Origin of the sequence: Bradyrhizobium manausense (assembly GCF_001440035.1) — a bacterium.
Lineage (GTDB): Bacteria > Pseudomonadota > Alphaproteobacteria > Rhizobiales > Xanthobacteraceae > Bradyrhizobium > Bradyrhizobium manausense.
In genome coordinates, this window is sequence record NZ_LJYG01000044.1 from 79,463 (window position 1) to 94,246 (window position 14,784).

The window sequence follows — 14,784 nt, forward strand, 5'->3', positions numbered from 1 at the left end:
CGGGGCTGGCCCTCCAAAGCCAGCCCTTCCTTCTTGGAAGCTGATCTGCTCCCTATCCCCCGCCGTACGCCCCGCCTTTAAGGTAAGGCGGGGTGAGCGGTTGGCATCCGCCGCCATGCTTAACCATGTGAGAGCAATACAGCAAAGCGGTGCGCGCGACTTCCGTTGTGCTGACGCACAACGCCGCGCGAGCGCGGTCATTGGTTCCCCTACAGTTCGAGATTGAAGCTGCAACGGACTTCCGTCCGAGGAGTTGCCTTGCGTTCAATCTCTTCATGGGGAGGACGTCATGTTGTGAGACTTACATACAAACTGGGAGAGAAGATCTTTGCCTTGAGATCAAGCCTATCCACGCGTGATGCTTGTTGAAGAAGCGAATCGCAGCGCTTGCCAATCGAAAGCTTGCATCTGTCTTCGCAGAATTCTCTTTCTCGGTCTTCACTTTGAGATCGCCTCGACGTTGACGTCAACGTCAACGTCAGCGCTGCCGTTGCGAGGCATGTTCCCCCCATCTCGAAGGCCAGCTGCATCCCCTCGGCGTCAGTCGACGAAAAATGACCTGTTGTCGCATACCTACGCGCATCAACACGCTCATCGTCACTGACACAAGTGGCAAACGTTCCGCGAAGCGGCGAACAAGCGTATTCCAGATTCAGCGAGATCCAAAATTGGTGTGCCTTGGGCAGCAAGGGTTGTCGAACCGACCATCGCGATCGTGCTCGTGACGAGCATGATAGAATAACAACAATGTCTTCCTTAGAAAGGCGCGCCTTCAGGACAAGTCCAGAGACGCTCCGTTCGCAGTTCGGCGCATTGCGACAACAGGTCCATCAAACCATGAAAGCCGAGGGAGAGGCGCGGCTTAGGGAAAACCCCAAACCTAGCGAAGAAGAGATCTATATGGCTGCGTTCAAAGAATGGCTTGAGCCACAGGTGCGCGCCGCGATAGTTCAAATGTACCGGAAGGGGTACGCGACGCAATCATCTGGTTTTCACGGCACCAAGTTTGAACTGCAGCAAATCGATGGCTTGTTTACGGTGGATAAAGACACCAGAACTGAACTGAACGGGATGGGCGTAGAGGTGTTGCGCGGCGTCGATCTCGGAGTGCCGGACAATAAGCTACTTACGGTACTAAGATTCTGTGCCAAGGATCGCTCGATTGCGAAAATGAAAGAGCAATGGGATGCCATCGCGGCTGCCCTTCCGAAAAAAGCGCTGCCATCCGGAATCCAGCCCATATGCGACAGGGCTGAAATGTTCAGGGAAGAATACGCACCGGAGCACGCGAGTCTCGAGGCCGCGCGCGACAGATACATACAATACTTAAGGGCTGCGACGGCGTCGTAAGCGCGTTAGTGAATCAATACTTCGGGTGCTCGTTCAAACGCGGCCTGACGGCGCAGGCGCCAGCGGATTACGCGAGCTTAGTGCCATCCAACGGACACCTCGTCCGCCCCTTCTGGCACTCGTAGCAAACAAAATGTCCTTTCTCACATATTTTGCCATTCTTCATATCTCTGTCTTTTCCGCACACGCTGCACAGACGCTGCGCCATGTTTTCCTCCCTCGCCAGCTCGATCGGGAGTTACAGTAGGCCGAAAGGCGTTCCACATTAAGTCGGTTTGGCGAAATGCAAATGCCTCCGAAAAGCAGCTCGCTAAAGTAGCAGAACGGTTGCTATTGCTGTCCCAATAGTCCGCCGGCAACGGCGGCCTTATGAGGTCAAGGTTGAACGCCGCATGAGGTCCGTTCGCAGTTACAGGTGGCTCGCAAGAACCGTCTGGATTGTAGAGCGTGGATGTGATTGTCTTTAGCTAGCATTGCACTTCCGCCGGACCCGAACGGGAGGGGTAAGGTGTGACGCTGCAGCGGAGCGCATCGGCTAGAAAGTTCGCGGGCTGTGGACATGCGACTCGCGCGTACATCTGTTTGTGCGTTTGCTTGTCGCTAGTTGTGATTGCTGCCGAAACGGCCGCCCAGCAAGCCACCCTCTGGGATCACAATGGCTCCTTGGTCTCGCTTTCTGCGGCCGGTGCGCGGCGACAGTTTCACTACCAAACCCCGGCCGCCGGGCTTCTGGAAGCCGGGGTTCAGTCCAGAACCCTCCTCTTTGACGGACGCAGAGACGGCAATAAATACTCAGGGACAGCCTATGTTTTCTCCAAAGTATGTGGTGCGCTACCGTATGCAGTAACAGGACCCGTTTCGCCGGATCAGCGCGGCGTTACAATGTACGGCAAGGCACCGGTCGTAGATTCGAGTTGCCACGTAATCGGGCACCGCGACGACGTGCTTGTCTTCAGTCTTTCTTCCGTGCCGCAAACTGCTGATAGAAACTACTCAGAACAGAACACTGTTCAGCAGAACGCGCCGGACCAGCAGCCGTATGACATCGAGTACGACAAGTTTCTGCAGCACTGGCAGGCGTGCTTCACGGATGCTCAAAGCTTGAATGCGGGCATCAGCGCCTGCGATTCGGCGTTATCAATTGAACGCGGTTCACTAGATGACCGCGCGAAATTGTGGCAGCGGCGACTTGAGCTTGTACGGCGTATGGCACAGCTAACCGGGAAATCGCCATTGGGTCGCCAACAGACTAGTCGTGAGAACCCCCCGGGCAACAATTCGGACGCTCAAGGTTGCGGCGGAGGGTGTGCGTGGTGTGACACGACGACTGGTGTGTGCATGATTCCCGGCGATGGGCCGCCTTCACCAAGAAGTACGACAGGATCTGACGTAAACGAGAAGAGTACGACTTCCGTAGACGAGAAGAGCACGACATCTACTTACCGCATTAACGACGCAGCACTGCACACTGTCGCAGCTCTTATCGCCGCGGCCATTCTCGTTGGTATTCTGTGGGTTAGGTACGGCTTAGAAAATGCTCGAACCGAGGTAGAGTTAGATCAACGGTCAGAGGCGGTCCCTGACCAAGAGGCTCGCAAGCTTGACGGCGCCCCTGATCGGTTAGCTTCGATCTCCGAACAAGAGACCGCCCGCGACTCTCCAGAGGCAGTGAATGTCGTCCTACCACCTGCGCAGTTCATGGCGCTCAAGTTAAAGCGCTCAGAGCGACGTCATTTGACCGGAAAGATGATCTTCATGCTTGACGCGCGCATCGACCTTAATGCAGAGGCGCACGCGCTCATCAAAAAATATGGGCTCGGCAATCGTGTAGTTTATGAGAGCCAGTCACGCGAACGGCACAAAGAGGCAACGAGGGAGCATCTCGAGAGCACTCGGGACCACCCTTCATGGTCCGCCGGTTCGAACGCGCAGCTGTTGGGTACTGGAAAAACCTTTTATCGCCTAGCCCGCGCCGCGGTAAGTGCCACGATGGCAGCGCTCTCGCTTCGGATCACGGTCGATGGCCTCATTCGTGGTGTGCATGTCGAATGTGAGAGCATGGACGAACTAATTGGGGCAGAACAGGCTGTCAGAGAAGCCGCGACCAATTTAAAGGGATATCTTGAGGAGGCGGCCACGTTCAATGGACGGGAGGAAATCGTTGAGTTCTGAATACTCACGCCCGTCGGTCTTTACTCCATTTCTTCGTCGCTTCACGGATGAGCGAGCGCGTGACCTCGCGGAGACGATCGACCTGTACAACCAAGTGCGCGCTGCGCATCTCAGGTCCATCTGGGCACGAGAGGACTCAATCGCTCGCATCAATACGTACATTGCTGAACAGGTTGGAGAGCTAATTGACCTTCCGTCGTCAGCCGCACTTCTGAAGGTGCTGGACCGATGCCAGGAGGAGATCCTCGCTCTGGAAACAACCATCTTCTCCTTCCCCGATATCGACCTCCACCGCGCGACGCTTTCCATTAAGCAGCATGCAGACCTGCGCCGGTACCTGCGCGCGAAAGAGCACTTTCTCGCCAACGAGGAACGCGTAAGCGATCTGCTCACTACGGCCCTGCGCGATGTCTGTTGGGGCTTTATTTCGAGTTTGCCCGAGTTGTCCGAGAACGCGGACGCTGCACCACTCACCGTTCCGCTCGTCTGCCTGTTGCGCAAGCCTGGCGATGTCGTGGACCGAATTATGGGTACCATCTGCCGAAAGGAAAACGTCGAGGTTGGTCTTTTTACAAGACTGTACGAACGTCTGTACGTCAATTTGTGCGAAGCGTCTGGGAACTCTCCAGAAGATGAGAAGCCCCGACGACCGATGATCTATGCCAGCGATTCCGATCTTCCTCCCATAGAGCTCGCCGAGACGTATCTCAAAGGTACTCCCCTCGCCGATCTCCTTCTCTGCCCTGTTCCCTTCTCGCTACCTCAAAAATCCCGCTTTGAGCACGCGTGGATCGTGGCTCCGCCAGGCACCGGAAAATCGACACTCCTCCAGTATTTGATCTCGCGAGACCTCGACCTGGTAGCCGGTGATCAAGCGTCCATCGTTGTCATGGAGAGCAACCGCGACCTCATTAAAGCGATCGAAGGTTTGAAAGTATTCGCGCCGGGAGAGCCCCTTGATGGCAAGCTCGTTGTCATTGACGCCGAAGATATCGAGTGGCCGGTCGCGCTCAACCTCTTCGATGTCGGCCTGGATGACGCGCGTTCCTACTCCCCTGCCGAGCACGAAGGTTTCCGCAACGCTGTGCTCTCGCTGTACGACTACATCTTCAGTGCACTACTTTCGGCGGAGATGACGAGCCGTCAGCATACGCTGTTTCACTTCACGATCGAATTGCTGCTGACTATTCCGTCGGCAACGCTCGACACGCTGATTTCCCTCATGCAGCCACGCGGGCTCGCTCAGTTCCAGCAGTACGTCTCGATGCTCGATCCGGATTCGAGGCGCTTCTTTGAGCTTAAATTCAACAGTAAGGAATTCGACCGCACCAAGGAGCAAGTCGTCGACCGTCTGTTTGCCGTTAAGCGCATCCGAACTCTCTCCAGGATGTTCTCTGCCCCCAAGTCCAAGTTCGACTTCTTTACCGAAATGGGGGCTGCGAAGGTCATCCTCATCAATGTTCCGCAGAGTCTTCTCCAAGAAGATGGCGTGGAGATTGTTGGACGTTTCTTCATTTCCATGATCTTGCTCGCGGCACACAAACGACAACTTCTTCCGAAGCACAAGCGCCTGCCATGCTTCGTGTACATCGATGAATGTCAGGACTTTATCAAGCGTGATCCAAAAATCCCCGTCATCCTCGATCAGGCGCGTAAGCTCAACGTGGGCTTGATCCTCGCGCATCAGCGGCTGCAACAAATGCAGCCACAGGTGCTTGACGCACTTTATGGCGCCACCGCAATAAAGTGGGCTTCGAAGATCAGCGATGCAGCTGCCCATGCGCTTGCGCGCGACATGCGAACTACTCCCGAATTCATCCTCAATCAGCCGCAGTACCATTTCGCCGCGTATGTCCGCGGGTTGACAGATGCCGCGCTGTCGATTGGCGTCCCAGCCACGGACCTGTATCAGGAGCCGCGCATGACAGTTGATGAGCAGAAGGCTCTTCGCAAGCGTCTTCGAGCGCGCTATGCCGTTAGCCCAATCCACCGGGCTGCTCGGACGGATATCCAAAAGCCGGGGACTAGCTTAGAGCAGCCGGTTGATGAAGGTCCTGCGCCGCCGCAGGACCTGGGCGGTAATGATTGGCGCTCGTAGGGCGCAAAATGAAGCCCGCCGAAGCGGGCTTGTTTTTAGTTTGGGGCAGGGTTTGCTCTTGAAGGACACGTGCTCGCGCGATGTCCAGGTTCATTACATATTGAGCATTTGGGGATACGGCGCTCGCGGACTGCGCCGCCAAGAAGTTCGCCGAGTTCAACATCCAATTCCTCGCGCTTCACGATGAGCTCTTTAACTCGGGCGATCTTTCCGTCTAGGTCCATGTGTACCACCTCCCTTCGAAAATGTAGATAGCGCCTGAGGCTGCGCTCGTCTGCACCGTTCACCAATACGCGTTTCGAAGCGTGTTTTGCTATGTGCCGGCGCGTGAACGTATGTGCCACAGCGGCGATTGTTCACGTTTGCGTTGAACGCGCGGGATCGATCGTCTGCGGGCGATGTCGGATCTGCTACATTCGGCCTATGAATACAGCATCAGCTTGCTCCACGAAGCGCCGGCCTCGCTTCCGCCGGTCGTTAGAACCACCCACCTTCCGAGTCACTGAAGGTGACGTGTTAATCTTGCGGCAGCTGGCGCGCCATCGCTTCTTGCGCTCCACGCACATTGCGGCGCTCGTTGATCGCTCACTCGATCGCGCCAACGATCGACTATGTCGTCTCTTCCATGCCGGATATGTCGACCGTCCGCACGCGCAGCTCGACTACTATCCCACGTCAGGGTCGGCACCGATGGTGTACGCACTTGGTGAGCTTGGCGCCGAATTGCTTGCGGGGCGCGGAATCGAGTGCGCACATCTCGAGCTGAGCCGAAGAAATCGGAATGCAGGTCGACCATTTATCGAACATCAATTGGAGATTATTGACTTTCAAGTGTCGCTCGATCGCGCGCTGCGGCAGCGAGACGATATCTCTCTCATTCGATCAGATGAGCTTATATCTGAATTTCCAAAGCAGACGCGCAGCATGCGCAATCCACTCATAATGCGAGTCGGGGTGTCGCATAATGGGAAGACGCAGGAGATCGGGCTTGTGCCGGACTTGACCTTCGGTGTCAGATTTTCGGATAGCTCGCGTCGCTGCTTCATGGTGGAAATTGACCGTGGCACGATGCCGATAATGCGTGCCGACCTTGCGCAAACGAGCGTCGCGCGCAAAATGCAGGCGTACCTTGCTGCACATTCAGCGAAGAAGCACGAAACTCAATTCGGCTGGAAAGCATTCCGCGTTTTAATCGTCACGCCCGATCGCAGTCGCGCGCAATCGATGAAGGAAGCGCTTCTTAGACTGAGCGAGGCGCGTAGCATCGGACCGGCTCTTTTCCTGTTTGCTTTGCGCGACGAGCTACGTGCCAGTGGTCCGATAGCCTATGACTGGGAGGACGGGGCAGGTCGCCGGACCAGATTGGCCTAGCGTTAGGAAGGGAGATCGATCGGGGTCGGTCCATCTTCTCGGCAATGGATGCCGTACGCTTGTGTGTGCCATTTTGAGGCGAGAGCGAGTTCACGATTGCACTGCGAAAGAACTGTCGCACATCGGAGGAGAGTCGATAGCGCGAACCCAATCTCGCGCGCCGGATCGTTCGCCGATGCCGCCAGCGGCCGCCGTTCGGAAAATGCTTACGAATTAATCTTGTCGACCGCAAAACTGTTTGAAGATTAAAGGACTACGGTATAGCCTTTGTGTGATCAAGCTTAGATGAAGAGCTTTGGAAGTGCTTCTTAGGCGGGTTCACATGCACTGAGCCCCCAGCGTGGTACTTCGCGGTCCAGAGACCGCCCATCATGTCACTCGCCAGTAAGATTGCGCTTTTCATCGATGGAGCCAATCTCTATGCCGCCAACTTCGATATCGACTACAAGCGGCTGCTGAGCGAATTTCAAGGTCGCGGGACGCTGCTCAGGGCGTTCTACTACACCGCGGTCGTGGAGGATCAGGAGTACTCCTCGCTGCGGCCGCTGCTCGACTGGCTGGACTACAACGGCTACACCGTCGTCACTAAGGCGACCAAGGAATTCATCGACGCGTCCGGTCGCCGCAAGGTCCAGGGTGACATGGACATCGAGCTTGCAGTCGATGCCATGGAACTCGCAGAGCACATGGACCAGACGTTGTTGTTCTCCGGGGATGGAGACTTCCGCTCGCTGGTCGAAGCCGTGCAGCGCCGCGGCGTCCGCGTCACCGTGGTCTCTTCGATCGCCTGCCATCCGCCTTTGATCGCTGACGAGCTCCGCCGGCAAGCCGACGTGTTCATAGATCTTACGGAGCTCCAAGCCAAAATTGGTCGCAATCCGTCGGAACGGCCGCGTGAGCGCGAGCCGCGTTATCGCTCGCACCTGCGCCCAGAGCGTGAAACCACCCCAGGGCTCAAGGGAAATGATAGCGTGCTCGAGGACTGACGTCCGAGGCGAGAGCACAAATGCCATTCGGTGCTGTGCTCGGAGGCCGGCACTCGTGATCCCGGGAAGTGAGTGCGACGAAAAGCCCGGCATTTCCGCCAGGCTGATCGCCAATATGGTTCGGTTCTCAGCAACGGACGATTTAGAGAGCAAGCCACGCGTCCGGTCGGTTCGGTTTCGGACATTTGCAACGTGCCGCTCGCGAGCTTCGCATATGCCGTTGTGCTCTCGCGCACTCGCGATGCCAGGTCGCCCATAGCTGGAGTGCGCTTTGACGCGCACCAAGCGGCCACAGCGAGCGTCCGCAACCGATGTGAAGCCTAAACCGAAACTAGTTCCCGATCAGCTGGTCGAGGGAACCTAATTGGCTGCGGTTCAAAGAGAAATTTGCTTATCGGTTATATTCATGATGACTCCATCGCAAAATTGAAAAATATGTTTGGGGAAAACATGGGAGGTTGGAATGGAAGCTGCCCGCCGCTTTCGCGCAATGGCCTTGCTTTGCCGACAGAGTGCCGCGCGACAACCTGAGAAGAGCTGGAAGCTCCTTGCAGATGCAGAGTACTGGGAGCATCTGGCGGCGAGGGCTTTAGCTCATTGAGCTTCGGATTTGCGGAGTTTTCGTCCTACTTCTTTTCATCAATCTCATCGTCAAGTCGTTTTAAGAGGCTCATAATGTCCAGTCCGCGTCAGACTTACACTTGTGCTGTTCTGAGTGAACGGCTCCAAATGCTGTCGTGCCTCAAACCGGCGGATCGTGAGCGCTTAGTCCGTTTGAAATTCGCCCTAAACCAAATGAAAGTCGTTCTGGTGCGTTTGCAGTTGGGAGAGCATCAGCCCGGTAAGGGTGATCGTATCTCCGTGTCCGTCGTTGATCACTGCGCCAGCGGCAGTGTTCGTTGTGTGATCTAGGATATCGGTCACGCTTGCAAAGAGTGATTTATCAAACTGAAGTACATCATTGCTGATATTGAAGTCCGTGATCACGTTCGCTCCGAAGTTGGGGCGGAAAAGGAACGTGTCCCGACCATGGCCCCCCGTAATCGTATCGCCGTCACCGCCGATCAGGACGTCGGCACCTTTACTTCCGATCGCCACATCGTGCCCCGCTGAACCATCCAACACGTCGGGGCCGTTTCCGCCAATGAGAGTCGTATTGACGCCAGATTGGTATTTGGTGCCCGGATCAAAAACGACGATCCTCAGCGTTGAGGTCGCCGAGCCTCCATGGCCGTCGGAGATCGTGTACGTGAACACATCTTGCCGGACAACATCGGTCGACTGATCGTCTCCCCCAGACTCATGGGTATGGTTTCCTTCGCGGTCGTGGTCATCATTCGATGCGCGGCTGGCCACGTAGCGGTAGCTCCCATCAGGATTCAGTGTCAGCGACCCGTAGGTACCCTTCACCACGTGGCCTACGTTGGATGCCAATCCGTTCACCGCGCCGACCACCAAATGGTCGTGAACGTCAGCATCGGTGTCGTTCGACAACACACCTGCGAGCGCGGTTACCGAGATCGTTGATCCCTTTGCCACGCCGTTACTATCGGGAAGCGCGATCGGATTGTCGTTGGTGCCGTTGATGACGATGGTGACCGGCTCGAGCGATGTGGCGCCCTGGTTATCCTTAACTGCGACGTCGTAGGTAGCACGTAGCGACTCGCCGGCCGCCAAGAAATCGAAATAGTGATCAGCGGCGCTGAAGCTCCATGAGATTTCTCCAATGCTCCCATTCGTGCTGTCGCTGAGGACGGCTGCTTGGACAGCATGGATGAGCGCATCTAACGTGTTGGTCGGCAGCGTCGTCGATGAGATTGTTCCGTCAGCATTTGTCCATTTGATGGAAGATTGTTCAAGCACTGCACCGACCTGATGGGTGTCTGAGACGTCCGCATCCGTAAACAGGAGCTTGCCATTTGTTGTATCCAACACGTTGCTGCTGGACTTTCCGGCAAGCTCAGAAACCGGGTGCGCCGATATAGCATCCGTTGCAAGCCATGGCGCATGGTTAGCGCCCGTGGTCTCCGGTGCGAGCGCACTGGCGAGGTTAGAGCCCATGAACGCGTTCACAATAGAATCGATTAAGCTCGGATCCGCCGCGGCTTTCTGAAGCGCATCTGAAAGTGCTCCTTGGCCGAGGCGCTCCACGCGGCTCACCGCGTCCATCAGGGTCTGGCCGATTGAATGTGACGCGTCCTGTTCGATGATCGAGTTGCTGACTGCTACCACGCTCGCCGCGGCTGACAAAAGTTTTGGATCGATTGGTACGCTCAATGCCAGCGCAGCCGCCGTGAAGAGTTGAGAAATGAGAGCCGTATCGGTCAGGTCGACCGGTACAGTACCTTGGCTGTTCATGATGGTGGCGAGTGCATTGAATACTTGCACCGAGTTTTGAGCGATCGATCCAGTATTCGTGAGCGCCGATGCGATCGCCGCGACGGTATTCATGATCTCGGCGTTCTTTGAGTAGATTTGCGCGGCGTCGACGTCATTGACGAGAAGCTGCTCAATCGGATCGAAGCTCGTTATGTCAACAGCTGGATTGATCGATAGCGCCGAAAGCACCTGTGCGTCCGCGTTGGAAACGCCTTGGTTCTGAAGCGCTACAACCAACGTCGAGATCGGGCTGATCTTGGTGGACCCCTCCGGAGCTTCAAGTATTCCCTTAAAGGAGAGCCCGGTGAAGGTATCCATGCCGCCGTATGCGACCAGCGGCCCGGTACCCCCGATCGGCTCGAAGCTACCCTGGTCATCGGTAATGGTGAAGGATTCGTCTGGATCGCGCGTACCGTTGCCGTTGTCGTCTGCAAATACAGTAGCTCCGGCAATCTTCCCGCCGATTACGCTCGACTGTGGCACGTAGCGCAGATGTGGATATCCACCATTCTCGATCCAAACTGATGGGTCGAAGCCCGCGGGTAGGATGCCGGATTTTAGATAGGTAGTCGGCTCAGGAATACCTCCCGCACTTCTCAGCTGTCCCGTGGTCTGATAATCCCAATAGGAGCTCGTGGTGAAAGCACTGCTTTGGGCAGCGAGACCGCCAGCAATGCCAAAGGAAATACCGGCAGTGACTTTTCCTGTCGCGTAGGATTGGCTGATGGTGCCACCATAGGAATGCGCGACGAGACCGCCCGCGTCTGTAGAGCTGGTTCCGGTTACGGCACCCTTTGCGTACGATTCCAGGATCGTGCCCGCGCTCATTTGGCCTACGAGTCCGCCAGCATCCCCATAATCACCGACACGGACCGAGCCCGTTGCAAAGGATTGCAAGACGGTGCCATTGAAGAGACTGCCAACGAGACCTCCGACCCAACTAGGCCCGCCCGCGATCACCGGCCCTGTTGCGTACGACTGTGTGATTAGGCTGTTGTTCAGCGACGCGCCTATGAGGCCACCAGCGGAGGTGTTCGAGCCCGTGCTGATGACTGACCCAGAAGCGTATGAGTGCTCGACTACTCCGCTCGTTCCGTTACTAAATCCGAGTGCTCCGACTAGGCCCCCGATTTCCACAAGCCCTGAGCCGTATGCGCCACTGTGCCCGGTGATCACGCCGCTCGCGTGTGAATTGTCGATGGTGCCTGTATTGCCTCCAGAAAGTCCGCCCAGATCGACAAAGCTGGTGCTGTTGCTCGTAATGTTTGCAGAGGAGCGCGAATTTTCAATCCTACCGAAATTCCAACCCGCGATTCCGCCGATCGCGATTCCGGTCAGTCCAGGAACAAAGTTTCCGGCTGTGCCGCTCACTGCTCCGGTCGTGTAGCAGTTCTCAATTGTCCCGAAATTGCGGCCCACCAATCCACCAGCGTCATAGCCACGCGGTGCGGAGACAGAGAGATTCGTCAGCCCGAGGTCCGATATCCTTCCGCCGGCTCCAACATCCGCAAATAGACCGACGAAGGTCCCATTTCCAACAATGTGAAGTCCGTTGATCGTGTGGCCATTTCCGTCAAATGTGCCGCCGAATGGGCTGCTTGAGGAGCCAATAGGCGCAATGGTGACGCCCGTAGCATCAATGTTCGCGCCGAGGACATAGTGACCCGAGAAGTCGAAGTGCTGTAAGGCGGCCAATAGATCTGCGCGGGTATTGATAAAGTGTACAGAACTCAATGCGATTGGGACCGAATAGGAATTATTAGCGATATTGAGATCTGTGACCTGATTGAGATAATCGGCTATGACGATCAGGTAATAATTTCCGGAGGAGAGGTTGCTTGGCACCGTGGCCGACTCATTGAAATTGATCACGGACCCTGCGGTTAGTGAGGCGACCGAGAAGTCGGCACCAAGCGCGATGGCGCTTGAATCGTATGTGCTGTGGGGAGAGATGTAGATTTGCGTCTTAAATGCACCTGCCGAAGCGGTGCCGTAATTATGAATGACTGCCCCAAGCGAAATCGAGCTACCGGCCGTCACCGTTGCGTTCAGCGGCGTCAGACTATCAATCTCCAAGTCCGGCAGTGTTGTGGTGGTGGTCCAACCCAGAGCATGCATCAACGTAAGGTCCGATGAAGATATCGGCGCAGTTACGTCAAGCGTTTCGTTGTTGTTGAACGCGTCAAAACTGTTTAGGAGCCCAGCGTTCTTGCCGTTGGCCCAATCACCTAAATCACCACTAGCAGGATCATCCATATTTTTTGGATCATTATTCCAAATCCCGAGAATTGTGGTGCCTGCGTTGACAGAGAAGTACCCGGTACTACCTATGCCACCAGTGGCAGTTTCGCGGACGCCCGCTGAACTATAACGGTAGAGGTCCATTACCGATTCTGCGTTTGTCACCGGCAAAGGAGATGCTTGTTCCTTCACATCTCCATTAGAAGCTGGGACCGCCGTGTAAGTGTACTCACTCTGCCCCTCCCACGAGACTCGCCCCATTATCTCCGTGATCTCATGCTCAGCTGTGCCAACGAAGTCCACCGAGGTCGATGTGAGTTCGGAGGGGGTGAAAGCCCAAGTTTCGCCCGTGCCGGGCGTAGTGGCGAACCCGATCCATCCATCTGGGTTGTTTGCGCTGCCTGCGATCGTCGATAGTCCAAGGACATTCGCTTCCGCTTGCGAGATAACATAGTTTCCGCCCGGAAGCGGGTTCGTTGCCGGCAATTGAGTGTATGCGTATGTTGATTGGAGGAGTTGAGCATAGGTGTAGGTGCTTTGATTTCTATAGCTCCCTGCACCTCCGTCAGTGAGGGCGGAATCACCTACGTAGCCCCATCCCACATCAATGTAGAGCGTGTAGTTGTTTGTGAAGAGACCGTCGAAATAAGTAGCGACAGTGTTCAAAGCAGCTTTGGCCTCCAGAGGCATAGAGGCAGTATCCGAATCGTAAATGTATTGAATATTCATGGCATGCTCCCGGTTACCGCAATCGCCCTCGTACCCTGCTGAACCATAGCCTGTGCCACCTGTGAGGTGCCCATCAATATCTCTGCACAAACATGCAGTTCGTCTATCTGCCGACGGTTATCTTCGCGGCAGCGTCAATTCTCTGTTCAAAAGGTGCTTTACACAGCGTGTTTCTAACGCAACTTTCGATCAGTCGCGCGGTGTAGATGCCGGGTGAGGAATAGGTGTGGGTGGCGGTGAAGCTACAATACCCGCCGCGGTACGACCCTGTAGGTCTGCCGCAGACTGAAATACTATTGCTCTGTCCGTCCCCAAAATCGATCGAGTAGTATCTATCAAAATCGGCATGATAAGAAAACTCCACCGTAAGCGGCGCTGGGCCGGATGTCGGCGCCGTCGCGAATGCTGATGACAATGCCTGATGTGCCGGTTCTGCAACTGCAGCTGAAAAAGACCCACGCCAGAGAGCAAGAACTGCTCCAGCGCTAAGGATACAAAGTACTGCGCTGGCGGCTATGAATAGGTGTGTTCTCATTCTAACGAAGTATACCACGACTGTAACCGCAAGAGGCTGATTGTCATCGGAAAGTGACTGCAAGCCGAGCGGTACGTCCCTTTTCCTGCATTGTTGTGACAATAGGCAGTGTATCGCGCGTTCACGACGGACGCGGGCGCGCAAGCCTTGCCGACGTAATTCGAGCACGGAATCTGCGCAAAGCAGTTCGCGGCTCCGGCGCTGCCCCATATTTTCGTGCAGAGGGCTTTGCAGTTGGCCTCACACCAAGCGCCTTGCTGGGCCCAAGTGGAGCTGACACACGCTCCATAAACAAAGATAGCAAGTACAAGGACTGCCCTGCCCATAACAAATCTCCTTCAAGTAATTTGCTGTTTCGCCAATAGTTCGCGCATGATCGGTCGCACGAATTCATACTCGGATGGCTATCTCACGGCGTATTAATCACAGTCGCGATTTGCGGTGCCCGCCGATGGCTCGACGCTGCTAGTTCGACTAACGACGAACTCGGTATGCCGCCGTCTTGTGGGCAGCTATCGGGGCACACAACCCGCGCCCTATTTAATTGGATATTTATTGAACGGTTTAATCGTAAAATCAAGGAATATTCTAAGTTGCCGCGCCGCCGCGGAGCCGAGGCGCGCTAAAACGGGGGCTTTATGGTGCGCAGGCGAACTCTACCAATGCTCGCAGCTGAGATCGCCTGTTTGGGACCGCGCAAACAACTCATCCGCTGTTCGGACTTGGGGATTTGGTGACCCGAGCTCGAAGCTCCTGGAGTTGAGCTAGCTGCCAAACGAGCCACTCAACACGATGGCGTAGAAGTAATTCACGGTTGAAAAGCCGAGCACGATTGCTCATGTCACGCCTCAACTATGCTGCTGCGCAACCACTCGGATTGTTACGCGGAAATATGCACTGGCGGCGCACGGCGCCCTAACATT

General features: G+C 55.7%; 7 protein-coding genes. 5 read left to right on the plus strand and 2 right to left on the minus strand.

All coding sequences use genetic code 11. The annotated features are described in order from the left end of the window. Window positions 1-747 precede the first annotated feature (747 nt). From AOQ71_RS10000 to AOQ71_RS10020, 5 genes are all read left to right on the plus strand, one after another. Window positions 748-1,350, plus strand: a complete 603-nt coding sequence (locus AOQ71_RS10000) for a hypothetical protein (protein ID WP_157083450.1) — start codon at window positions 748-750, stop codon at window positions 1,348-1,350. A 606-nt stretch (window positions 1,351-1,956) separates the two neighbouring features. Further along, window positions 1,957-3,522 (plus strand): hypothetical protein, encoded by a 1,566-nt coding sequence (locus tag AOQ71_RS10005; protein WP_157083451.1) that lies wholly within the window; start codon window positions 1,957-1,959, stop codon window positions 3,520-3,522. Beyond that, window positions 3,512-5,620: a type IV secretory system conjugative DNA transfer family protein gene (locus AOQ71_RS10010; protein WP_157083452.1), complete on the plus strand. Its 2,109-nt coding sequence runs from the start codon at window positions 3,512-3,514 to the stop codon at window positions 5,618-5,620. The genes AOQ71_RS10005 and AOQ71_RS10010 overlap by 11 nt, the downstream gene beginning before the upstream one ends. A 522-nt stretch (window positions 5,621-6,142) precedes the next feature. After that, on the plus strand, window positions 6,143-6,991 hold the full coding sequence (locus tag AOQ71_RS42970) for a replication-relaxation family protein (protein ID WP_162268340.1): 849 nt from the start codon (window positions 6,143-6,145) through the stop codon (window positions 6,989-6,991). A 371-nt stretch (window positions 6,992-7,362) separates the two neighbouring features. Beyond that, on the plus strand, window positions 7,363-7,977 hold the full coding sequence (locus tag AOQ71_RS10020) for a LabA-like NYN domain-containing protein (protein WP_083514100.1): 615 nt from the start codon (window positions 7,363-7,365) through the stop codon (window positions 7,975-7,977). 786 nt (window positions 7,978-8,763) lie between these two features. Here the strand turns inward: AOQ71_RS10020 and AOQ71_RS10025 are convergent. Together AOQ71_RS10025 and AOQ71_RS50195 are read right to left on the minus strand one after the other, a co-directional pair. Further along, a complete protein-coding gene (locus AOQ71_RS10025; protein WP_057745260.1) occupies window positions 8,764-13,326 on the minus strand; it encodes an NF038122 family metalloprotease in 4,563 nt (1,520 codons plus the stop codon). A 103-nt stretch (window positions 13,327-13,429) separates the two neighbouring features. Further along, the gene (locus AOQ71_RS50195) at window positions 13,430-14,071 is read right to left on the minus strand and encodes a PKD domain-containing protein (RefSeq protein WP_430648616.1); all 642 of its coding nucleotides are present in this window, start codon (window positions 14,069-14,071) and stop codon (window positions 13,430-13,432) included. Window positions 14,072-14,784: the final 713 nt, after the last annotated feature.

Excerpts from the sequence above, each read along its gene's own strand:
- AOQ71_RS10000 (WP_157083450.1), top strand. The coding sequence starts at position 748 with ATGTCTTCCTTAGAAAGGCGCGCCTTCAGGACAAGTCCAGAGACGCTC.
- AOQ71_RS10020 (WP_083514100.1), top strand. The coding sequence starts at position 7,363 with ATGTCACTCGCCAGTAAGATTGCGCTTTTCATCGATGGAGCCAATCTC.
- AOQ71_RS10025 (WP_057745260.1), bottom strand. The coding sequence starts at position 13,326 with ATGAATATTCAATACATTTACGATTCGGATACTGCCTCTATGCCTCTG.
- AOQ71_RS50195 (WP_430648616.1), bottom strand. The coding sequence starts at position 14,071 with ATGGGGCAGCGCCGGAGCCGCGAACTGCTTTGCGCAGATTCCGTGCTC.